Raw genomic sequence first — 21,843 nt, 5'->3', positions numbered from 1 at the left:
AAATGACACCTGACTATCACATACCCGATTTGCCGAAACGTCGAAAGACGCGTCGGTACCCGAATTTCTTGACGACCATAGAGCATTGGAACCACCTGATCCCATCCCGAACTCAGCAGTGAAACGATGCATCGCCGATGGTAGTGTGGGGTTTCCCCATGTGAGAGTAGGTCATCGTCAAGATTGAATTCCAGAACCCCTGATCGCTTACGCGTTCAGGGGTTTTGTTTGTCTGCTCGGAAAATCCATTGGTTATTGCGCGGCACATCTTCGGTAAACCCTGATTAAAACTCTATCGAGTTTCTATGCATTGCCAGCGGGCATGGCTATGATGCGTGCCTCATTAACAGGCGATTTCTAAATGCTGACGTTGTTGAAGCTTCTTAAGGATGGAAAATTTCATTCCGGGCAGGATCTGGGTGGGGCTCTCGGAGTAAGTCGAAGCGCCGTTTGGAAGCAGTTGCAGCAGTTGGAGATCGCTCTAGGTATTGAGGTACATAAAGTGCGGGGCCGAGGTTACAAGTTGGCACGCCCGATCTCCCTGCTTGATGGCGCCGAGATCCAGGCTGCGACGCCTTCTCTGGGCTGGCCTGTTCAACTATTTGATTCGGTAGACTCGACGAACGCAGCCGCCATGAGGTTTATCGCTTCAAAGTCTCCATTGCCCCTGGTTGTATTGGCTGAGCGCCAGACCGCTGGAAGAGGGCGGCGAGGACGTAAATGGGTGAGTCCGTTCGGCGAGAACATTTACTACAGCCTCGCACTCCGGATCGAGGGCGGGATGCGCCAGCTCGAAGGTCTTAGTCTGCTGGTGGGATTGGCGGTCCTGAAAACTCTTCGCGAGAGCGGGGTGAAGGCTGCCGGCCTCAAGTGGCCCAATGACGTTCTGGTGGGGCGGCGCAAAATCGCTGGTGTTTTGCTGGAGCTATTGGGTGATCCTGCGGACGTATGTCACGTAGTCGTCGGAGTAGGGATCAACGTGAACATGCGGGCCTCGGATGAAGTCGATCAAGAATGGACGTCAGTTCATATAGAGGCTGGTGTCCCTTCCAATCGAAACGAACTGGTGGCCAGGCTAAGTGCCAACATCGCTGCATATCTGGCTGTGCATCAGGTGCAAGGGTTTGGCGCGTATATGGCGGAATGGGAAGAGAACCACCTCTGGCAAGGCCGCGCAGTTACTCTTCTCGCTGGTTCTGAGGCAATAGAGGGTATTGTGTTGGGGATTGATGCTCAGGGAGCCCTGCAGTTGCGGGTTGGTGACGATAAGAAAAGCTACAGTGGTGGCGAGCTCAGCCTGAGGTTGCGTAATGATACTTGAGCTGGATTGTGGAAATAGCTTCATAAAATGGCGAGTGATTGCCAATGGTGACTCTGGGCCTGCATCTGGACCTGCAGTAGGTGGAGTGGCGGACTCTGACGACGCGCTCATCGCTACGCTTTCTGAGTTATCTGCTGTGACGTTAACTCAGTGTCGGCTGGTGAGTGTTCGCACCCGCGAAGAAACGAATAAACTAATTTTGGCGCTCGCTTCAAGGTTTGCAATTGATGCTGTGTGCGCCGCGCCGGCTTTAGCACTTGCGGGTGTCGAGAACGGATACGATGACTATCAGCTTTTAGGTCTGGATAGATGGCTGGCGTTGGTAGGGGCTTACCAGCTCGCAGGAAAAGCCTGTCTTGTCCTCGATCTGGGCACTGCCGTGACAAGCGATTTCGTCACGGCTGATGGACTGCATCTCGGTGGATTCATTTGCCCCGGCATGACGTTAATGCGCAGCCAGCTCAAGAACCATACGCGCCGCATTCGCTACGATGATATGGATGCCAAGCGGTCACTGGCTAGCTACTCCCCCGGACGTTCGACAGTTGAGGCGGTGGAGCGCGGTTGCCATCTTATGCTGAAGGGTTTTGCTGCCACCCAGTTGGAGATGGCCCGCCAGTATTGGGGGGAGGATTTCGTGATTTTTGTAACTGGAGGGGATGCGGGTCTGGTTAGTGAATCGTTGCCAGGGGCGTGGCTTATGCCGGATCTCATCTTTGTCGGACTTGCGCTGGCCTGCCCTTTGCCTTGAGGTTTATATGCGTTGGTTGTTTTTGCTATTGCTGATGTTAAATGCTTTTTACTATATCTGGCATCAACAAGAAGCGCCTTTGCGAGCCAAGGAAGTATTGCCTTTATCGCTATATAGGGCAGAGCGACAGGATATCCATCTTCTGAGTGAATCGGATGCTTCTCGCGAGATGGGGGCGTTACAAAGTAATGCTGAAGAAAAATGTCTTTACTTGGGTGGGTTGCCTGGCCAGGAAGAGGCTCGTACCGTTGAGCAGCGCCTGATCAGCCTGGACATCCAGTCTCAATTTCAGGCGTTGCAATCGGGTGGTCAAAATACCTATTGGCTGAAAATAGCTCCAGGCAGCCGGCGCCTGGTTGATCAGGAGCTGCTGGTGGGCCTTGTTCATGACTTCCCTCAGCTGAAAAACAAAATTATGTTGTGTTCAGGCATTGCAACGGCCGATTAGTTTGCATAGAATGGCGCCCGCTCAGCAGCGTAGGGTTAGTTCCTAGTAACTGCCGAGCGACAGTCAGCGTTTGTAACCTCAGGTTTTTAATGAGAAAAAGGTTGACAGAAGGGTAGCATGAGTTGAAAATGCTGCCTCGTTCAGGAGGGGTTCCCGAGCGGCCAAAGGGATCAGACTGTAAATCTGACGTCTACGACTTCGAAGGTTCGAATCCTTCCCCCTCCACCAAATTTAAGCCTAAGCAGCAAGTTAGGCGGGTGTAGTTTAGTGGTAGAACCTCAGCCTTCCAAGCTGATGATGCGGGTTCGATTCCCGCCACCCGCTCCAAATTTGCTGTTTGTGCAAAGTGTTTCGCTCTTGTAGCTCAGTTGGTAGAGCACACCCTTGGTAAGGGTGAGGTCAGCGGTTCGAATCCGCTCAAGAGCTCCATATTAAGGCAGATATGAAAATATCTGCCTTTGTTTTAATCAGTGATTCGTTTGTTGTTGTCTTGCGAAGGCTGAAAGTAAGTGTCAAGGTTTAAGATGTTTCTGATGTTGTTGCCCGTTTATGACGTGCTTTTTGTTTGGCGGCTTTTCAGGTGGCGAGTTAAATGGGTGTGTGGCGGTGGTGAAGGTTGGGGTTGTTCGCCCTGTCTAGCTGTCGATCAGGCCTCAATCAGAAAAAGAGTTGTGAGGTTGTTGAAAAATTCTTGTTGGGCTGGCATAGTGGTCGGCCTGATTTTGCTTTTAGGTCAGTAGCTCAATTGGCAGAGCGACGGTCTCCAAAACCGTAGGTTGGGGGTTCGATTCCCTCCTGACCTGCCAGATTCATTAAATTGTGTCTGGCTTTCTTTTCACAGGATCTCCGTAGATGACTCCCAAGACTGAAGTCCAAGACTCACGCTTCGATATGCTTAAGTGGCTGCTCGTGGTCGTGTTGGTGGTCGTAGGTGTCGTCGGTAATCAGTATTACTCGGCTCAACCGATCCTGTACCGTGTTCTTGTACTGCTGGTGATCGCTGCTGCAGCTGCCTTTGTAGGGTTGCAGACGGTCAAGGGCAAGGCGTTCTTTGTTTTGGCAAAGGAAGCTCGCGCCGAGATTCGTAAAGTCGTGTGGCCTACTCGCCAAGAAACCACGCAGACCACTTTGATTGTAGTGGCTGTTGTACTGGTTATGGCGTTGCTGTTGTGGGGGCTTGATTCCCTGCTCGGCTGGCTTGTTTCCTTGATTGTTGGCTAAGGGTGTCCCGTGGCTAAGCGTTGGTACGTAGTGCATGCTTATTCGGGTTACGAAAAGCATGTAATGCGCTCGTTGATCGAGCGTGTGAAGCTGGCTGGCATGGAAGATGGCTTCGGCGAAATTCTGGTTCCCACTGAAGAAGTGGTTGAGATGCGTAACGGCCAGAAGCGCAAAAGTGAGCGTAAATTCTTCCCAGGCTATGTGTTGGTCCAGATGGACATGAACGAAGGGACTTGGCACTTGGTCAAGGATACCCCTCGCGTCATGGGTTTCATTGGCGGCACTGCTGATAAGCCAGCACCGATTACTGATAAAGAAGCCGATGCGATCCTGCGTCGCGTTGCTGATGGTAGCGACAAGCCGAAGCCTAAAACGCTGTTCGAGCCAGGTGAAGTTGTTCGCGTCACCGATGGTCCGTTCGCTGATTTTAATGGCACGGTTGAAGAAGTTAACTACGAGAAGAGCCGGATTCAGGTCGCGGTGCTCATTTTCGGTCGCTCTACTCCGGTAGAGCTTGAGTTCAGTCAGGTCGAAAAGGTCTAGCTGAGCGAGAATCCCACACCCCGTAGCCCTAGGCTGTGGGGTTTTTTCGTCACTGGGATAAACGTGCAAGTAACCGGGGAGCCTTGATTGGCGTTCGAACCCGTAACTGGAGTGCCTCATGGCCAAGAAAATTACCGCTTACATCAAGCTGCAAGTGAAAGCTGCTCAGGCTAACCCAAGCCCACCTGTTGGCCCGGCTCTGGGTCAGCATGGCGTGAATATCATGGAATTCTGCAAGGCCTTCAACGCCCGTACTCAGGGTATTGAGCCAGGTCTGCCGACTCCTGTGATCATCACTGTTTACAGTGACCGCAGCTTCACTTTCGAAACAAAAAGCACCCCTGCTTCGGTTCTGCTGAAGAAAGCTGCTGGTCTGACTAGCGGTTCGGCACGTCCGAACACCGTTAAAGTTGGCACCGTGACTCGTGCACAGCTGGAAGATATCGCTAAAGCAAAAAATGCGGATCTGACTGCTGCTGACATGGATGCGGCCGTGCGTACCATCGCCGGTTCCGCTCGTAGCATGGGCCTTAACGTGGAGGGTGTGTAAATGGCTAAGCTGACAAAGCGCCAAAAGGCTATCGCCGAAAAAATCGAGCCGGGCAAATCGTATAACTTCACAGACGCAGCAGCCCTGTTGGCTGAGCTGTCGACTGTCAAGTTCAGCGAGTCGGTTGATATCGCGGTAAACCTGGGTGTTGACCCACGTAAATCCGACCAGGTCGTTCGTAGCGCTACTGTGCTGCCACACGGCACTGGCAAGACTGTTCGCGTTGCAGTATTTACCCAAGGCCCGGCTGCTGAAGCTGCCTTGGCTGCTGGTGCTGATCGCGTTGGTATGGACGATCTGGCCGCCGAAATGAAAGCTGGCGATCTGAACTACGACGTCGTTATCGCTTCCCCGGATGCGATGCGTGTTGTGGGTCAGTTGGGTCAGATTCTCGGTCCACGTGGTCTGATGCCTAACCCTAAAGTCGGCACTGTTACTCCTGACGTTGCTAACGCCGTCAAGAATGCCAAGGCTGGTCAGGTTCGTTATCGCACCGACAAAAACGGCATCATCCACACTTCAGTTGGCAAGGTCGGTTTCGACGCAGTCAAACTGAAAGAAAACGTTGAAGCGCTGATCTCTGATCTGAAGCGTATCAAGCCAGCGTCTTCGAAAGGCATTTACGTCAAGCGCGTTACTTTGAGCACCACCATGGGCCCAGGTTTGGTTATCGACCAGGGTTCGTTGGACGCGTAAGACAAAATTGGCGTGTCAAAGCGCCAATGAAAGATTGGGGTCCCTGCCTGGCGGGGGCTATCCAAGACCGTAGGCGGCGCAAGTCTTAAACCTCAAGCCTACGCAGATGGTGCTCCCGGTTCCTTACCGAATCAGACACCAAAACGACATCCGGCCTCGGTTGGATGAAACGGTAACAAGCAGGAGTTAAACCCGTGGCAATTAAGCTTGAAGACAAGAAGGCCATCGTCGCTGAAGTCAACAAGGCTGCCCAAGTTGCTCTGTCCGCTGTCGTGGCTGATGCCCGTGGCGTAACAGTAAGCGCTATGACCGGACTCCGTAAAGAGGCTCGTGAAGCTGGCGTTTACGTACGTGTTGTACGTAACACCCTGCTCAAGCGCGCCGTTGCTGGCACTCAATATGACGTGCTCAACGACGTGTTCACTGGCCCGACCCTGGTTGCATTCTCTAACGAACATCCTGGCGCTGCTGCCCGTTTGTTCAAGGAATTCTCCAAAGGTCAGGATAAGTTCGAGATCAAGGCAGCTGCGTTCGAGGGCAAGTTCCTCGCGGCTAACCAGATCGACGTACTGGCAACCTTGCCGACCCGTGACGAAGCAATCTCCCAGCTGATGAGCGTGATTCAAGGCGCTACCAGCAAGTTGGCTCGTACTCTGGCGGCTATTCGCGATCAGAAAGAATCCGCAGCAGCCTAAGGCTGAGTGTTCCCTCTCGCGTATTTTTGTTTATTTTGATGGCCGCCTAGGCTGTCCCCCAATTCAGGAATTAGATTCATGTCTATCTCTCAAGAAGATATCCTCAACGCAGTTGGCGAAATGTCCGTTCTGCAGGTTGTTGAGCTGATCAAAGCCTTCGAAGAAAAGTTCGGTGTTACTGCCGCTGCTGCTTCTGCTGGTCCAGCTGCTGCTGCCGCTGTTGTTGAAGAGCAAACTGAATTCAACGTCATGCTGCTGGAAGCTGGCGAGAAGAAAGTTAACGTGATCAAGGCTGTACGTGAGCTGACCGGTCTGGGCTTGAAAGAAGCCAAGGCTGTAGTTGACGGCGCTCCAGGCATCGTTCTGGAAGCAGTTTCGAAAGACGCTGCTGACAAAGCCAAGGCTACCTTGGAAGAAGCAGGCGCTAAAGTCGAGCTGAAATAAGTACCGACTTTGAGTGTCCAGCCCAAGCGTTAAGCGAAAGGCTGATGGCTGGTGGCTCTTGCCACCGGCCTTTTTCCGTTATAGACGATTGGCTTGTACAACGTCTCTGACGTGCAAAAAAGCCACCGGAATGGTGGAGCAAACCACGGGGTTTGCACGATTTTCTGGCTGCTCCCGTCGGGGGGAGCCAAACAAGCAGGTGACCAAGCTGGGGAACGCTGATGGCTTACTCATATACTGAGAAAAAACGTATCCGCAAGGACTTTAGCAAGTTGCCGGACGTAATGGATGTGCCGTATCTCCTGGCCATCCAGCTGGATTCGTATCGCGAATTCCTGCAAGCGGGAGCTACCAAAGATCAGTTCCGCGACGTCGGTCTGCATGCAGCCTTCAAATCCGTTTTCCCGATCATCAGCTACTCCGGCAATGCTGCGCTGGAGTATGTAGGTTATCGCTTGGGCGAACCGGCATTTGATGTCAAAGAGTGCGTGCTGCGCGGTGTGACTTACGCTGTACCTCTGCGAGTCAAGGTTCGCTTGATCATTTTCGACAAAGAATCGTCGAACAAAGCGATCAAGGACATCAAAGAGCAAGAAGTCTACATGGGTGAAATCCCCCTGATGACTGAGAACGGTACCTTCGTTATCAACGGTACCGAGCGCGTTATCGTTTCCCAGCTGCACCGTTCGCCTGGCGTGTTCTTCGACCACGACCGTGGCAAGACGCACAGCTCCGGCAAACTGCTTTATTCCGCGCGTATCATTCCGTATCGCGGTTCGTGGTTGGACTTCGAGTTCGATCCGAAAGACTGCGTATTCGTTCGTATCGACCGTCGTCGCAAGCTGCCTGCGTCCGTGTTGCTGCGCGCGCTCGGTTATACGACTGAACAAGTGCTCGATGCTTTCTACACCACTAACGTTTTCCATGTGCAGGGTGAAAACCTTCGCCTGGAGCTGGTTCCTCAGCGTCTGCGTGGTGAAATTGCCGTTCTGGATATCCTGGACGACAAGGGTAAGGTCATCGTTGAGCAAGGCCGTCGTATTACCGCGCGCCACATCAACCAGCTGGAAAAAGCCGGGATCAAAGAGCTGGAAGTGCCTCTGGACTACGTCCTGGGTCGCACTACCGCCAAGGTCATCGTGCATCCAGCGACTGGCGAAATCATTGCCGAGTGCAACACCGAGCTGAACACCGAAATCCTGGGCAAAATTGCCAAGGCTCAGGTCGTTCGCATCGAAACGTTGTACACCAACGATATCGACTGTGGTCCATTCGTATCCGATACGTTGAAGATCGACTCCACCAGCAACCAACTGGAAGCTCTGGTAGAGATCTATCGCATGATGCGTCCAGGCGAGCCGCCTACCAAAGACGCAGCAGAAACCCTGTTCAACAACCTGTTCTTCAGCCCGGAGCGCTACGACCTCTCCGCTGTAGGCCGGATGAAGTTCAACCGTCGTATCGGTCGCACCGAGATCGAAGGTTCGGGCGTTCTGTGCAAAGAAGATATCGTTGCCGTTCTGAAGACGCTGGTTGATATCCGTAACGGTAAAGGCATCGTCGACGACATCGACCACTTGGGTAACCGTCGTGTTCGTTGTGTCGGCGAAATGGCCGAGAACCAGTTCCGTGTTGGCCTGGTGCGTGTTGAGCGTGCGGTCAAAGAGCGTCTGTCGATGGCAGAAAGCGAAGGCCTGATGCCTCAGGACCTGATCAACGCCAAGCCAGTCGCGGCAGCGGTCAAAGAGTTCTTCGGTTCCAGCCAGCTTTCCCAGTTCATGGACCAGAACAACCCGCTGTCCGAGATCACCCACAAGCGTCGTGTTTCTGCACTCGGCCCTGGCGGTTTGACTCGTGAACGCGCCGGCTTTGAAGTTCGAGACGTTCACCCGACGCACTACGGTCGTGTTTGCCCGATCGAAACGCCGGAAGGTCCGAACATCGGCCTGATCAACTCCCTGGCGGCCTATGCGCGCACCAACCAGTACGGTTTCCTCGAGAGCCCGTACCGTGTGGTGAAAGACGCACTGGTTACCGACGAGATCGTGTTCCTGTCGGCTATTGAAGAAGCGGATCACGTCATCGCCCAGGCTTCTGCGGCAATGAACGACAAGAAAGTTCTGATCGACGAGCTGGTAGCTGTTCGTCACTTGAACGAGTTCACCGTCAAGGCGCCGGAAGACGTCACCTTGATGGACGTTTCGCCGAAGCAGGTTGTATCGGTTGCGGCATCGCTTATCCCGTTCCTCGAGCACGATGACGCCAACCGTGCGTTGATGGGTTCGAACATGCAGCGTCAAGCTGTTCCGACCTTGCGTGCTGACAAGCCGCTGGTGGGTACGGGCATGGAGCGTAACGTAGCGCGTGACTCCGGTGTTTGCGTCGTGGCTCGTCGTGGCGGCGTTATCGACTCGGTTGATGCAAGCCGTATCGTGGTTCGTGTTGCTGATGATGAAGTTGAGACCGGTGAAGCCGGTGTCGACATCTACAACCTGACCAAATACACCCGCTCCAACCAGAACACCTGCATCAACCAGCGTCCGCTGGTGAGCAAGGGTGATCGGGTTGAGCGTAGCGACATCATGGCTGACGGTCCGTCCACCGATATGGGTGAGCTGGCTCTGGGTCAGAACATGCGCATCGCGTTCATGGCATGGAACGGCTTCAACTTCGAAGACTCCATCTGCCTGTCCGAGCGTGTTGTTCAGGAAGACCGCTTTACCACGATCCACATTCAGGAACTGACCTGTGTGGCGCGTGATACCAAGCTTGGGCCTGAAGAAATCACTGCAGACATCCCGAACGTGGGTGAAGCTGCACTGAACAAGCTCGACGAAGCCGGTATCGTTTATGTAGGTGCCGAAGTCGGCGCAGGCGACATCCTGGTGGGCAAGGTCACTCCGAAAGGCGAGACCCAGCTGACTCCGGAAGAAAAACTGTTGCGTGCGATCTTCGGTGAGAAGGCCAGCGACGTTAAAGACACGTCCCTGCGTGTGCCAACCGGCACCAAAGGTACAGTTATTGACGTACAGGTCTTCACCCGTGACGGTGTAGAGCGTGATGCTCGTGCACTGTCCATCGAGAAGACTCAGCTCGACGAGATCCGCAAGGATCTGAACGAAGAGTTCCGCATCGTTGAAGGCGCGACCTTCGAACGTCTGCGTTCCGCTCTGGTTGGCCGCAAGGTCGAAGGCGGCGCTGGCCTGAAGAAAGGTCAGGACATCACCGATGAGATCCTCGACGGTCTTGAGCATGGTCAGTGGTTCAAACTGCGCATGGCTGAAGATGCTCTGAACGAGCAGCTCGAGAAAGCCCAGGCTTACATCGTTGATCGTCGTCGTCTGCTTGATGACAAGTTCGAAGACAAGAAACGCAAGCTGCAGCAGGGCGATGACCTGGCTCCGGGCGTTCTGAAGATCGTCAAGGTTTACCTGGCAATCCGTCGTCGTATCCAGCCTGGCGACAAGATGGCCGGTCGTCACGGTAACAAAGGTGTGGTCTCCGTGATCATGCCGGTTGAAGACATGCCGCACGATGCCAATGGCACGCCGGTCGATATCGTTCTCAACCCGTTGGGCGTACCTTCGCGTATGAACGTTGGTCAGATCCTCGAAACTCACCTGGGCCTCGCGGCCAAAGGTCTGGGCGAGAAGATCAACCGCATGCTGGAAGAGCAGCGTAAAGTTGCTGATCTGCGCAAGTTCCTGACCGAGATCTACAACGAAATCGGCGGTCGCCAGGAAAATCTGGAAGACCTGTCCGACAAGGAAATCCTGGATCTCGCGAAGAACCTGCGTGGCGGTGTGCCAATGGCCACTCCAGTGTTCGACGGTGCCAAGGAAAGCGAAATCAAGGCCATGCTGAAACTGGCAGATATGCCAGAAAGCGGCCAGATGCAGCTGTTCGACGGTCGTACCGGCAACAAATTCGAGCGCCCGGTAACCGTTGGCTACATGTACATGCTGAAGCTGAACCACTTGGTGGACGACAAGATGCATGCGCGTTCCACTGGTTCTTACAGCCTGGTTACCCAGCAGCCGCTGGGTGGTAAGGCTCAGTTCGGTGGTCAGCGTTTCGGGGAGATGGAAGTGTGGGCGCTGGAAGCATACGGCGCGGCTTACACTCTGCAAGAAATGCTCACAGTGAAGTCGGACGATGTGAACGGTCGTACCAAGATGTACAAAAACATCGTGGACGGCGATCACCGTATGGAGCCGGGCATGCCCGAGTCCTTCAACGTGTTGATCAAAGAAATCCGTTCGCTCGGTATCGATATCGATCTGGAAACCGAATAACACGTGACGCGAATCGAGGGTGGGTCGGTATGACCGCCCTCTGCTCCGCCAGGAGGAAAGGCCTTGAAAGACCTACTGAATTTGCTGAAAAACCAGGGTCAAGTCGAAGAGTTCGACGCCATCCGTATTGGATTGGCATCGCCTGAGATGATCCGTTCGTGGTCGTTCGGTGAAGTTAAAAAGCCGGAAACCATCAACTACCGTACGTTCAAGCCTGAGCGTGACGGCTTGTTCTGCGCCAAGATCTTTGGCCCGGTCAAGGATTACGAGTGCCTGTGCGGTAAGTACAAGCGCCTGAAACACCGTGGTGTGATCTGCGAGAAGTGCGGCGTTGAAGTTGCGCTGGCTAAAGTCCGTCGTGAGCGTATGGCTCACATCGAACTGGCTTCGCCGGTTGCCCACATCTGGTTCCTGAAGTCCCTGCCGTCCCGTATCGGCTTGCTGATGGACATGACCCTGCGTGATATCGAACGCGTTCTCTACTTCGAGAGCTATGTCGTAATCGATCCAGGCATGACCACCCTTGAAAAAGGTCAGCTGCTGAACGACGAGCAGTACTTCGAAGCGCTGGAAGAGTTCGGCGACGATTTCGATGCCCGCATGGGTGCCGAAGCTGTCCGTGAACTGCTGCACGCGATCGACCTGGAACACGAGATTGGCCGTCTGCGCGAAGAAATTCCGCAAACCAACTCCGAAACCAAGATCAAGAAGCTGTCCAAGCGTCTGAAGCTGATGGAAGCCTTCCAGGGTTCGGGCAACTTGCCTGAGTGGATGGTCCTGACCGTTCTGCCGGTTCTGCCGCCAGATCTGCGTCCGTTGGTTCCGCTTGATGGCGGTCGTTTCGCGACTTCCGACCTCAACGATCTGTATCGTCGAGTGATCAACCGTAACAACCGTTTGAAGCGCCTGCTTGATCTGTCCGCTCCGGACATCATCGTGCGCAACGAAAAGCGTATGCTGCAGGAAGCTGTCGATGCATTGCTCGACAACGGTCGTCGTGGCCGCGCTATCACCGGTTCGAACAAGCGTCCTCTGAAATCCCTGGCTGACATGATCAAGGGTAAGCAGGGTCGTTTCCGTCAGAACTTGCTCGGTAAGCGTGTTGACTACTCGGGTCGTTCGGTAATTACCGTTGGTCCGACCCTGCGTCTGCACCAGTGCGGTCTGCCGAAGAAAATGGCTCTCGAGCTGTTCAAGCCGTTCATTTTCGGCAAGCTGGAAATGCGCGGTCTTGCGACCACCATCAAAGCTGCCAAGAAAATGGTTGAGCGCGAGCTGCCGGAAGTCTGGGACGTTCTCGCTGAAGTGATTCGCGAACACCCGGTTCTTCTCAACCGTGCACCAACGCTTCACCGTCTGGGTATTCAGGCATTTGAACCGGTTCTGATCGAAGGTAAGGCTATCCAGCTGCACCCGTTGGTCTGCGCCGCGTACAACGCCGACTTCGACGGCGACCAGATGGCCGTTCACGTACCGTTGACGCTGGAAGCCCAGCTCGAAGCGCGTGCGCTGATGATGTCGACCAACAACATCCTGTCGCCAGCCAACGGTGAGCCAATCATCGTTCCCTCGCAGGACGTTGTATTGGGTCTGTACTACATGACTCGTGAAGCGATCAACGCCAAAGGCGAAGGTCGTGTATTCGCGGATCTGCAGGAAGTTGACCGTGTATTCCGTGCCGGCGAAGCCGCACTGCATGCCAAGGTCAAGGTCCGCATCCACGAAACGGTCAACGATCGTGATGGTGGCAGCGTCAAGAACACTCGTATCGTCGACACCACTGTCGGCCGTGCGCTGTTGTTCCAGGTGGTTCCGGCCGGCCTGTCGTACGACGTGGTCAACCAGCCGATGAAGAAAAAGGCGATCTCCAAGCTGATCAACCAGTGCTACCGCGTGGTTGGTTTGAAAGAGACCGTTATCTTCGCTGACCAGTTGATGTACACCGGTTTTGCCTACTCGACGATTTCGGGTGTTTCCATCGGCGTTAACGACTTCGTTATCCCGGATGAAAAAGCTCGCATCATCGACGCAGCAACCGAAGAAGTTAAAGAGATCGAAAGTCAGTACGCCTCAGGCCTGGTAACCCAGGGCGAGAAGTACAACAAGGTAATCGACCTTTGGTCCAAGGCGAACGACGAAGTCTCGAAAGCGATGATGTCGAACCTGTCCAAAGAACGCGTTATCGACCGTCACGGCGTCGAAGTTGATCAGGAATCCTTCAACTCGATGTACATGATGGCTGACTCCGGCGCTCGGGGTTCCGCTGCACAGATCCGTCAGCTGGCGGGTATGCGTGGTTTGATGGCCAAGCCGGACGGCTCCATCATCGAAACGCCGATCACTGCGAACTTCCGTGAAGGTTTGAGCGTACTTCAGTACTTCATCTCGACTCACGGTGCTCGTAAGGGTCTCGCGGATACCGCGTTGAAAACAGCTAACTCCGGTTATCTGACGCGTCGTCTGGTAGACGTTGCGCAAGACCTTGTTGTGACAGAAGTCGACTGCGGCACCGAACACGGTCTGCTGATGACTCCGCACATTGAAGGCGGCGACGTTGTTGAGCCATTGGGCGAACGTGTACTGGGTCGAGTCATCGCCCGTGACGTGTTCAAGCCTGGCACCGACGAAGTGATCGTTCCTGGCGGTACGCTGGTAGACGAGAAGTGGGTTGAGTTCATCGAACTGAACAGCATCGACGAAGTTATCGTTCGGTCGCCGATCAGCTGCGAAACTCGCTACGGTATCTGCGCCAAGTGCTACGGTCGTGACCTGGCTCGCGGGCATCAGGTGAACATCGGTGAAGCTGTCGGCGTTATCGCTGCCCAGTCCATCGGTGAGCCGGGTACCCAGCTGACCATGCGTACGTTCCACATCGGTGGTGCGGCAAGCCGGACCTCCGCTGCGGACAGCGTTCAGGTGAAGAATGGCGGTACTGTCCGTCTGCATAACCTGAAACACGTTGAACGTGTCGACGGTCACCTGGTTGCGGTTTCGCGTTCCGGTGAACTGGCGATTGCTGATGACTACGGTCGTGAGCGCGAGCGCTACAAACTGCCTTACGGTGCAGTGATTTCGGTGAAGGAAGGCGACAAGGTCGACGCTGGTTCGATCGTGGCCAAGTGGGATCCGCACACTCACCCAATCGTTACCGAAATGAAAGGTACCGTGACCTACGTGGGCATGGAAGAAGGCATCACGATCAAGCGTCAGACAGACGAATTGACCGGTATGACCAACATTGAAGTACTCGACGCCAAAGACCGTCCAGCAGCGGGCAAAGATATTCGCCCAGCTGTGAAGATGGTCGGTGTTGATGGCAAGGATCTGTTGCTGCCAGGTACCGACGTACCGGCTCAGTACTTCCTGCCGGCTAACGCATTGGTCGGTGTAGCGGATGGTGTGCAGGTTGCGATCGGTGATGTTATCGCCCGTATCCCGCAAGAAACTTCGAAAACCCGTGACATCACCGGTGGTCTGCCGCGTGTTGCCGACTTGTTCGAAGCCCGTCGTCCGAAAGAAGCCTCGATTCTGGCTGAAGTCAGCGGCACCATCGCGTTCGGTAAAGAAACCAAAGGCAAGCGCCGTCTGGTTATTACCCCGAACGACGGTAGCGATCCGTACGAAGAGCTGATTCCAAAGTGGCGTCACCTGAACGTCTTCGAAGGCGAACAAGTGAACCGCGGCGAAGTTATCTCCGACGGTCCTAGCGATCCACACGACATCCTGCGTCTGCTGGGTGTGAGTGCGCTGGCCAAGTACATCGTCAACGAGATCCAGGACGTTTACCGTCTGCAAGGCGTGAAAATCAACGATAAGCACATCGAGACGATCCTGCGTCAGATGCTGCGTAAAGTTGAAATTGCCGAATCTGGTGATTCCACCTTCATCAAAGGTGACCAGATGGAGCTGACTCACGTTCTGGTAGAGAACGAGCGTCTGGCTGGCGACGAGAAATTCGTTTCCAAATTTACTCGTGTGTTGCTGGGTATCACCAAGGCATCGTTGTCCACCGAGTCGTTCATTTCCGCGGCCTCTTTCCAAGAGACAACCCGCGTACTGACCGAAGCGGCCGTTACAGGCAAGCGCGATTACCTGCGCGGCCTGAAGGAAAACGTTGTCGTGGGTCGTTTGATTCCGGCCGGTACCGGCCTGGCTTATCACAGCGAGCGCAAGCGTCGCCGTGAAGTAGACAAGCCGTTGCGTGTCAGCGCTAGCGAAGTCGAAGCAGCATTGACTGAAGCGTTGAACTCCAGCGGTAATTAAGATAAGGCCTCGGTCTTTCTTTTCGACGCGGCGGCAGGTAAATTCTGCCGCGGTGTCGGGAGGAGGGTCGGGGCTTTGCCTTGACTGGGGACAAGATCCTCTTTAGACTCTTGTACCCCTAAATTTGGCGGGACTTATGTCCTGCCATCTTGCTTTTCTTGTAAGACAATAGCGTCGCAAGACAACAGTGGAGCTAGTAGATGGCAACTATCAACCAGCTGGTACGTCAGCCGCGTAAGCGTATCGTCGAGAAATCCGACGTACCTGCGCTGCAGAACTGCCCGCAACGTCGTGGCGTATGCACTCGTGTGTATACCACCACGCCGAAAAAACCTAACTCGGCACTGCGTAAAGTATGCCGTGTGCGCCTGACCAACGGTTTCGAGGTTTCCTCGTACATCGGCGGTGAAGGTCACAACCTGCAAGAGCACAGCGTGGTCCTGATTCGTGGCGGTCGTGTAAAAGACTTGCCAGGTGTTCGTTACCACACCGTCCGCGGTTCTTTGGATACTTCCGGCGTCAAAGGTCGTAACCAGGGTCGCTCGAAGTACGGTACCAAGAAGCCTAAGTAGTCTTTAGGGTTCCTGTGACAAAAATGCAGATTTCTATTTTTCTGAGTCGATAAGAGTAAGGTCGGGCGCACCCTCGCTGGGTGGTGGTCCCGAGCTAACCTGAAGACCGTTTGAGGGCTTATCCATGCCAAGAAGACGCGTAGCAGCCAAGCGCGAAGTGCTTGACGATCCAAAATACGGAAGCCAAATTCTGGCCAAGTTCATGAACCACGTTATGGAAAGCGGCAAGAAAGCCGTTGCCGAACGTATCGTTTATGGCGCGCTGGAAAAGGTTAAAGAACGCAAGAACTCCGATCCCCTGGAAATCTTCGAGAAAGCTCTCGACGCCATCGCTCCGCTGGTCGAAGTGAAGTCGCGCCGTGTAGGCGGTGCTACTTACCAGGTCCCGGTCGAAGTTCGTCCGTCCCGTCGTAATGCATTGGCAATGCGCTGGCTGGTAGACTTCGCGCGCAAGCGCGGTGAGAAGTCTATGGCTCTGCGTTTGGCTGGCGAACTGTTGGACGCCGCCGAAGGTAAAGGTGCTGCAGTTAAGAAGCGTGAAGACGTGCACCGTATGGCTGAAGCCAACAAAGCTTTCTCGCACTACCGCTTCTAATTTCAGCGTCACTAATTTTGCGAGGGCTTTATGGCTCGTACTACTCCGATTAACCGCTACCGTAACATTGGTATCGTTGCTCACGTGGATGCTGGTAAAACCACCACCACCGAGCGCGTCCTTTTTTACACTGGCGTAAACCACAAAATGGGCGAGGTGCATGATGGCGCCGCGACCATGGACTGGATGGTGCAAGAGCAGGAGCGGGGTATCACCATTACCTCCGCTGCTACGACTGCATTCTGGGCTGGCTCCGACAAGCAGTTCGACCGTCACCGCTTCAACATCATCGATACCCCGGGCCACGTTGACTTCACCATTGAAGTAGAGCGCTCCCTGCGCGTACTCGATGGCGCGGTCGTTGTGTTCTGCGGTACCTCGGGTGTTGAGCCTCAGTCGGAAACCGTATGGCGTCAAGCCAACAAATACGGCGTTCCGCGTCTTGTTTACGTAAACAAGATGGACCGTGCCGGCGCAAACTTCCTGCGCGTGATCGGTCAGATCAAGCAGCGTCTGGGTCACACTCCGGTGCCTATCCAGTTGGCTATCGGCGCAGAAGACAATTTCCAGGGTCAGATCGATCTGATCTCCATGGAAGCTGTTTACTGGGACGACGCTGACAAAGGTATGGTTGCCCGTCGCGAAGCGATCCCTGCAGAACTGCAGGAATTGGCTGAAGAGTGGCGCAGCAACATGGTTGAAGCTGCCGCTGAAGCCAACGAAGAGCTGATGAACAAGTACCTCGAAGGTGAAGAACTCACCATCGAAGAAATCAAGTCTGCTCTGCGTCAACGTACCATCGCTGGCGAAATCGTTCTGGCTGTATGCGGTTCTTCGTTCAAGAACAAGGGCGTTCCCCTGGTTCTCGACGCAGTTATCGACTACCTGCCGGCTCCAGTAGACATTCCGGCCATCAAGGGTTCCGACCCGGATGACGAAGAAGTCGCAATGGAGCGTCATGCAGATGACAGCGAACCGTTCTCGGCTCTGGCTTTCAAAATTGCTACCGACCCATTCGTGGGTACCCTGACTTTCGCACGCGTTTACTCGGGTGTGTTGAGCTCTGGCGACGGCGTTTTGAACTCCGTAAAAGGCAAGAAAGAGCGCGTTGGTCGTATGGTGCAAATGCATGCGAACACTCGTGAAGAGATCAAAGAAGTACGCGCTGGTGACATCGCGGCTTTGATCGGCATGAAGGACGTCACCACTGGCGACACCTTGTGCTCTCTTGACAAGCCAATCATCCTCGTTCGCATGGACTTCCCGGAGCCGGTTATCTCGGTTGCCGTTGAGCCTAAGACGAAGGATGACCAGGAAAAAATGGGTATCGCTCTGGGCAAACTTGCTCAGGAAGACCCGTCTTTCCGCGTCAAAACTGATGAAGAGACTGGTCAAACGATCATCTCTGGCATGGGCGAGTTGCACCTGGACATCCTGGTTGACCGGATGCGCCGTGAGTTCAACGTCGAAGCCAACATCGGTAAGCCACAGGTTTCCTATCGTGAGAAGATCACGAAGGCTTGTGAGATCGAAGGCAAGTTCGTACGCCAATCCGGCGGTCGTGGCCAGTTCGGCCATTGCTGGATTCGTTTTGCACCGGCTGACGAAGGTCAGGAAGGTCTGCAATTCGTGAACGAAGTGGTAGGTGGTGTGGTTCCTAAGGAATACATCCCGGCCATCCAGAAGGGTATCGAAGAGCAGATGAAGAACGGTGTTGTTGCCGGCTATCCGCTGATCGGCCTGAAGGCTACCGTTTTCGATGGTTCTTACCACGACGTCGACTCCAACGAGATGGCGTTTAAGGTGGCAGCCTCCATGGCGACCAAGCAACTTGCCTCCAAAGGTGGCGGTGTTGTTCTTGAGCCGATCATGAAGGTTGAAGTTGTTACACCTGAGGACTACATGGGTGACGTGATGGGTGACCTGAATCGTCGTCGTGGTCTGATCCAGGGTATGGAAGATACGGTTTCCGGCAAGGTTATCCGTGCCGAGGTTCCGTTGGGTGAGATGTTCGGTTATGCGACCGACGTCCGTTCCATGTCCCAGGGTCGCGCGAGCTACTCTATGGAATTCTCCAAATACTCCGAGGCTCCGTCGAATGTCGTCGAAGCTATCGTTAAAAAACAAGGCTGATTCAGCCCCCCTTTAGGCTAGGAGTTAATTGTCGTGGCTAAAGAAAAATTTGATCGTTCCCTACCGCACGTCAACGTTGGCACCATCGGTCACGTTGACCACGGTAAAACCACTCTGACTGCTGCTCTGACTCGCGTCTGCTCCGAAGTTTTCGGTTCGGCTCGTGTTGACTTCGACAAGATCGACAGCGCACCAGAAGAGAAAGCTCGCGGTATCACCATCAACACCGCTCACGTTGAATACAACTCGGCTGTGCGTCACTACGCGCACGTTGACTGCCCAGGTCACGCCGACTACGTAAAAAACATGATCACCGGTGCTGCCCAGATGGACGGCGCTATCCTGGTTTGTTCGGCTGCTGATGGTCCGATGCCACAAACCCGTGAGCACATCCTGCTGTCCCGTCAGGTTGGCGTTCCGTACATCGTGGTTTTCCTGAACAAGGCTGACCTGGTAGACGACGCTGAGCTGCTGGAACTGGTTGAGATGGAAGTGCGCGATCTGCTGAGCACTTACGACTTCCCTGGCGACGACACTCCAATCATCATCGGCTCTGCCCGTATGGCGCTGGAAGGTCTGGACGACAACGAGATGGGCACCACTGCCGTCAAGAAGCTGGTTGAGACTCTGGATAGCTACATTCCTCAGCCTGAGCGTGCTGTCGACAAGCCATTCCTGATGCCGATCGAAGACGTATTCTCCATCTCTGGTCGCGGCACCGTTGTGACTGGTCGTGTTGAGCGCGGTATCGTCAAGATTCAGGATCCGCTGGAAATCGTTGGTCTGCGTGATACCACCCTCACCACCTGTACTGGTGTTGAAATGTTCCGCAAGCTGCTCGACGAAGGTCGTGCTGGCGAGAACTGCGGCGTTCTGCTGCGTGGTACCAAGCGTGACGACGTTGAGCGTGGCCAGGTTCTGGTTAAGCCAGGCACCGTTAAGCCGCACACTCAGTTCGAAGCTGAAATCTACGTACTGAGCAAAGAAGAAGGCGGTCGCCACACTCCGTTCTTCAAAGGCTATCGTCCACAGTTCTACTTCCGTACTACCGACGTAACCGGTAGCTGCGAACTGCCGGAAGGCGTTGAGATGGTAATGCCAGGTGATAACGTTAAAGTTAGCGTTACCCTGATCAAGCCAATCGCAATGGAAGATGGTCTGCGTTTCGCTATTCGTGAAGGCGGTCGTACCGTCGGCGCTGGCGTCGTAGCCAAAATCATCGCGTAAGCGATGAGTCAAAAAGAGCCCCCGCTTGCGGGGGCTTTTTTATTGGGTTGACACCCTGTTAGCTCGTCTATAGAATTGCGCCTCCTTTTAACGGGCGTATTGCGCTCGGTGGGAACAGCAATCTGGAGTCTGAAATCCAATGCAAAATCAGCAAATCCGTATCAGGTTGAAGGCTTTTGACCATCGCTTGATCGACCAATCTACCCAGGAAATCGTGGAAACCGCGAAACGTACTGGTGCACAAGTGCGTGGTCCGATTCCACTTCCTACCCGTAAAGAACGGTTCACTGTTCTGGTTTCACCGCACGTCAACAAAGACGCGCGCGACCAGTATGAGATCCGTACTCACAAGCGCGTTCTGGACATCGTCCAGCCGACGGATAAAACCGTTGACGCTCTTATGAAGCTTGATCTTGCGGCCGGTGTGGAAGTTCAGATCAGCCTCGGCTAAGACTCGGGTCTTAGTCGTGTAACGCTCTGAAATGGGCGGCCATAGCGGGTGAAAGCCCCGTACACTCATGAGGTTTACAACATGACTATTGGTGTAGTCGGTCGTAAATGCGGTATGACCCGTATTTTCACCGAAGAAGGTGTCTCCATTCCGGTTACGGTCATTGAGATCGAACCGAATCGCGTCACCCAGTTTAAAACCGAAGAAACCGATGGCTATCGTGCAGTGCAAGTCACTGTCGGTGAGCGTCGTGCTTCGCGCGTTACAGCTGCTCAAGCTGGCCACTTCGCTAAAGCGAACGTTGCCGCTGGTCGTACCGTAATGGAATTCCGTCTTGAAGAAGGCGACTACCAGGCCGGCGATCTGATCAACGCTGAAATCTTCGCTGCTGGTCAACTGGTTGATGTAACCGGTCAGTCCAAAGGTAAAGGCTTCCAGGGTACGATCAAGCGCTGGAACTTCCGCGGGCAAGATAATACCCACGGTAACTCCGTGTCCCACCGCGTCCCAGGCTCTATCGGCCAGTGCCAGACTCCTGGTCGTGTATTCAAGGGCAAAAAAATGTCCGGTCATATGGGCGCTGAGCGCGTGACCGTGCAGTCCCTGGAAGTAGTGCGCGTGGACGCTGAACGCAATCTGTTGTTGGTCAAGGGTGCTGTTCCTGGCGCTACTGGCGGCAATCTGGTTGTACGTCCAGCAGCCAAGGCTCGCGGTTAAGGGGAAGCTGACATGCAATTAAATGTAAATGACGCTCAAGCAATCGAAGTTTCCGAACTGACATTTGGCGGCGAATTCAACGAGACGCTGGTACACCAGGCAGTCGTGGCCTACATGGCTGGCGGTCGTCAAGGCACCAAGCAGCAAAAGACCCGTTCCGACGTTCGTGGTGGCGGTAAGCGCCCGTGGCGTCAAAAGGGTACTGGCCGTGCTCGTGCCGGTACAATCCGTAGCCCAATCTGGCGTGGCGGTGGTACCACTTTCGCAGCACGTCCACAGGATCACTCTCAGAAGCTCAACAAGAAGATGTATCGCGCAGCACTGCGCTCCATCCTTGCTGAACTGGTTCGTACTGATCGTCTGGTCGTGGTTCAGGACTTCGCTGTTGAAGCACCGAAAACCAAAGATTTGCTTAACAAGCTGACTGGCATGGGCCTGACTGACGTCTTGATCGTGTCTGATGCTGTTGACCAGAATCTGTACCTGGCTGCTCGCAACCTGCCGCACGTTGATGTACGTGACGTTCAAGGTTCCGATCCAGTTAGTCTGATCGCATACGACAAAGTGTTGATCACTGTGTCGGCCGTGAAGAAATTCGAGGAGCTGCTGGGATGAACCAGGAACGCGTATTTAAAGTTCTGCTTGGCCCGCACGTTTCCGAGAAGGCTACGGTTCTGGCAGACAAAAAAGGTCAGTTCGTTTTCAAGGTTGCTACTGACGCAACCAAGCTGGAAATCAAGAAGGCCGTCGAAAGCCTGTTCAGCGTGAAAGTTGAGCGTGTTACTACCCTGAATGTTCTGGGTAAGAGCAAGCGCACTGCTCGCGGTCTGGGCAAGCGTAATGACTGGAAGAAGGCGGTTATCTCCCTTCAGCCAGGCCAAGATCTCGATTTCAGCAGCAGTGCTGAGTAAGGAAGGGGTG

At 54.3% G+C, this 21,843-nt stretch carries 19 protein-coding genes, 4 tRNA genes and 1 rRNA gene; all 24 read left to right on the top strand.

The genetic code is table 11. The annotated features are described in order from the left end of the window. Window positions 1–67: 67 nt before the first annotated feature. The 24 genes from rrf (at window position 68) to rplW (ending at window position 21,833) form a co-directional block, all read left to right on the top strand. Window positions 68–183: ribosomal RNA gene (gene rrf, locus AABC73_RS25870) — 5S ribosomal RNA — on the top strand. Between the two features lie 178 nt (window positions 184–361). Next, on the top strand, window positions 362–1,321 hold the full coding sequence (gene birA, locus AABC73_RS25865) for a bifunctional biotin--[acetyl-CoA-carboxylase] ligase/biotin operon repressor BirA (RefSeq protein WP_341521481.1): 960 nt from the start codon (window positions 362–364) through the stop codon (window positions 1,319–1,321). Further along, on the top strand, window positions 1,311–2,072 hold the full coding sequence (locus AABC73_RS25860; protein WP_341521480.1) for a pantothenate kinase: 762 nt from the start codon (window positions 1,311–1,313) through the stop codon (window positions 2,070–2,072). Before birA ends, AABC73_RS25860 begins: the two co-directional genes overlap by 11 nt. A gap of 7 nt (window positions 2,073–2,079) precedes the next feature. Further along, a complete protein-coding gene (locus tag AABC73_RS25855) occupies window positions 2,080–2,520 on the top strand; it encodes a hypothetical protein (protein ID WP_341521479.1) in 441 nt (146 codons plus the stop codon). A gap of 143 nt (window positions 2,521–2,663) precedes the next feature. Next, window positions 2,664–2,748 (top strand) — tRNA-Tyr (locus tag AABC73_RS25850). A gap of 25 nt (window positions 2,749–2,773) precedes the next feature. Further along, window positions 2,774–2,847, top strand: a tRNA-Gly gene (locus tag AABC73_RS25845). A gap of 26 nt (window positions 2,848–2,873) precedes the next feature. Next, a tRNA-Thr gene (locus AABC73_RS25840) sits at window positions 2,874–2,949 on the top strand. Between the two features lie 301 nt (window positions 2,950–3,250). Beyond that, window positions 3,251–3,326: transfer RNA gene (locus AABC73_RS25835), tRNA-Trp, on the top strand. 46 nt (window positions 3,327–3,372) lie between these two features. Further along, window positions 3,373–3,741, top strand: a complete 369-nt coding sequence (secE, locus tag AABC73_RS25830) for a preprotein translocase subunit SecE (RefSeq protein ID WP_065833633.1) — start codon at window positions 3,373–3,375, stop codon at window positions 3,739–3,741. A gap of 9 nt (window positions 3,742–3,750) precedes the next feature. Beyond that, a complete protein-coding gene (gene nusG, locus AABC73_RS25825) occupies window positions 3,751–4,284 on the top strand; it encodes a transcription termination/antitermination protein NusG (protein ID WP_020290714.1) in 534 nt (177 codons plus the stop codon). Window positions 4,285–4,402: 118 nt separating this feature from the next. Further along, window positions 4,403–4,834 carry a 50S ribosomal protein L11 gene (rplK, locus tag AABC73_RS25820; RefSeq protein WP_065833634.1) on the top strand — a complete coding sequence of 144 codons (432 nt, stop codon included), beginning with the start codon at window positions 4,403–4,405 and terminating at the stop codon, window positions 4,832–4,834. After that, complete coding sequence (gene rplA, locus AABC73_RS25815) at window positions 4,835–5,530, top strand: 50S ribosomal protein L1 (protein WP_020290712.1); 696 nt, start codon at window positions 4,835–4,837, stop codon at window positions 5,528–5,530. A 194-nt stretch (window positions 5,531–5,724) separates the two neighbouring features. Further along, entirely contained in the window at window positions 5,725–6,225 is a 501-nt protein-coding gene (rplJ, locus tag AABC73_RS25810) for a 50S ribosomal protein L10 (RefSeq protein ID WP_020290711.1), read from the top strand. A gap of 78 nt (window positions 6,226–6,303) precedes the next feature. Further along, window positions 6,304–6,669, top strand: a complete 366-nt coding sequence (gene rplL, locus AABC73_RS25805) for a 50S ribosomal protein L7/L12 (RefSeq protein ID WP_020290710.1) — start codon at window positions 6,304–6,306, stop codon at window positions 6,667–6,669. 221 nt (window positions 6,670–6,890) lie between these two features. Next, complete coding sequence (gene rpoB, locus AABC73_RS25800) at window positions 6,891–10,964, top strand: DNA-directed RNA polymerase subunit beta (RefSeq protein ID WP_341521478.1); 4,074 nt, start codon at window positions 6,891–6,893, stop codon at window positions 10,962–10,964. 63 nt (window positions 10,965–11,027) lie between these two features. Then, on the top strand, window positions 11,028–15,227 hold the full coding sequence (rpoC, locus tag AABC73_RS25795; RefSeq protein ID WP_341521477.1) for a DNA-directed RNA polymerase subunit beta': 4,200 nt from the start codon (window positions 11,028–11,030) through the stop codon (window positions 15,225–15,227). Between the two features lie 200 nt (window positions 15,228–15,427). Further along, window positions 15,428–15,799, top strand: a complete 372-nt coding sequence (rpsL, locus tag AABC73_RS25790) for a 30S ribosomal protein S12 (RefSeq protein WP_002555494.1) — start codon at window positions 15,428–15,430, stop codon at window positions 15,797–15,799. 124 nt (window positions 15,800–15,923) lie between these two features. Then, window positions 15,924–16,394 (top strand): 30S ribosomal protein S7, encoded by a 471-nt coding sequence (rpsG, locus tag AABC73_RS25785; protein ID WP_002555493.1) that lies wholly within the window; start codon window positions 15,924–15,926, stop codon window positions 16,392–16,394. Window positions 16,395–16,424: 30 nt separating this feature from the next. Beyond that, a complete protein-coding gene (fusA, locus tag AABC73_RS25780) occupies window positions 16,425–18,527 on the top strand; it encodes an elongation factor G (RefSeq protein WP_065833637.1) in 2,103 nt (700 codons plus the stop codon). Between the two features lie 33 nt (window positions 18,528–18,560). Then, window positions 18,561–19,754, top strand: coding sequence for an elongation factor Tu (gene tuf, locus AABC73_RS25775; protein ID WP_341521476.1), 1,194 nt, complete (start codon window positions 18,561–18,563; stop codon window positions 19,752–19,754). A gap of 139 nt (window positions 19,755–19,893) precedes the next feature. Next, window positions 19,894–20,205, top strand: coding sequence for a 30S ribosomal protein S10 (rpsJ, locus tag AABC73_RS25770; RefSeq protein WP_003186070.1), 312 nt, complete (start codon window positions 19,894–19,896; stop codon window positions 20,203–20,205). Window positions 20,206–20,286: 81 nt separating this feature from the next. Continuing rightward, window positions 20,287–20,922, top strand: a complete 636-nt coding sequence (rplC, locus tag AABC73_RS25765) for a 50S ribosomal protein L3 (protein ID WP_007253310.1) — start codon at window positions 20,287–20,289, stop codon at window positions 20,920–20,922. Window positions 20,923–20,934: 12 nt separating this feature from the next. After that, window positions 20,935–21,537: a 50S ribosomal protein L4 gene (gene rplD, locus AABC73_RS25760; RefSeq protein WP_020290705.1), complete on the top strand. Its 603-nt coding sequence runs from the start codon at window positions 20,935–20,937 to the stop codon at window positions 21,535–21,537. Next, on the top strand, window positions 21,534–21,833 hold the full coding sequence (rplW, locus tag AABC73_RS25755; RefSeq protein ID WP_002555488.1) for a 50S ribosomal protein L23: 300 nt from the start codon (window positions 21,534–21,536) through the stop codon (window positions 21,831–21,833). Before rplD ends, rplW begins: the two co-directional genes overlap by 4 nt. Window positions 21,834–21,843 lie beyond the last annotated feature (10 nt).

Source organism: Pseudomonas sp. G.S.17, from assembly GCF_038096165.1.
GTDB lineage: Bacteria > Pseudomonadota > Gammaproteobacteria > Pseudomonadales > Pseudomonadaceae > Aquipseudomonas.
The sequence above is the reverse complement of the archived record's forward strand: the minus strand, read 5'-3'. Positions and strand labels throughout refer to the sequence as shown.

Coding starts and splice junctions, on each gene's coding strand:
- birA (WP_341521481.1), top strand. CDS start 362: ATGCTGACGTTGTTGAAGCTTCTTAAGGATGGAAAATTTCATTCCGGG.
- AABC73_RS25860 (WP_341521480.1), top strand. CDS start 1,311: ATGATACTTGAGCTGGATTGTGGAAATAGCTTCATAAAATGGCGAGTG.
- AABC73_RS25855 (WP_341521479.1), top strand. CDS start 2,080: ATGCGTTGGTTGTTTTTGCTATTGCTGATGTTAAATGCTTTTTACTAT.
- secE (WP_065833633.1), top strand. CDS start 3,373: ATGACTCCCAAGACTGAAGTCCAAGACTCACGCTTCGATATGCTTAAG.
- rplK (WP_065833634.1), top strand. CDS start 4,403: ATGGCCAAGAAAATTACCGCTTACATCAAGCTGCAAGTGAAAGCTGCT.
- rplA (WP_020290712.1), top strand. CDS start 4,835: ATGGCTAAGCTGACAAAGCGCCAAAAGGCTATCGCCGAAAAAATCGAG.
- rplL (WP_020290710.1), top strand. CDS start 6,304: ATGTCTATCTCTCAAGAAGATATCCTCAACGCAGTTGGCGAAATGTCC.
- rpoB (WP_341521478.1), top strand. CDS start 6,891: ATGGCTTACTCATATACTGAGAAAAAACGTATCCGCAAGGACTTTAGC.
- rpsL (WP_002555494.1), top strand. CDS start 15,428: ATGGCAACTATCAACCAGCTGGTACGTCAGCCGCGTAAGCGTATCGTC.
- rpsG (WP_002555493.1), top strand. CDS start 15,924: ATGCCAAGAAGACGCGTAGCAGCCAAGCGCGAAGTGCTTGACGATCCA.
- fusA (WP_065833637.1), top strand. CDS start 16,425: ATGGCTCGTACTACTCCGATTAACCGCTACCGTAACATTGGTATCGTT.
- rpsJ (WP_003186070.1), top strand. CDS start 19,894: ATGCAAAATCAGCAAATCCGTATCAGGTTGAAGGCTTTTGACCATCGC.
- rplC (WP_007253310.1), top strand. CDS start 20,287: ATGACTATTGGTGTAGTCGGTCGTAAATGCGGTATGACCCGTATTTTC.
- rplD (WP_020290705.1), top strand. CDS start 20,935: ATGCAATTAAATGTAAATGACGCTCAAGCAATCGAAGTTTCCGAACTG.
- rplW (WP_002555488.1), top strand. CDS start 21,534: ATGAACCAGGAACGCGTATTTAAAGTTCTGCTTGGCCCGCACGTTTCC.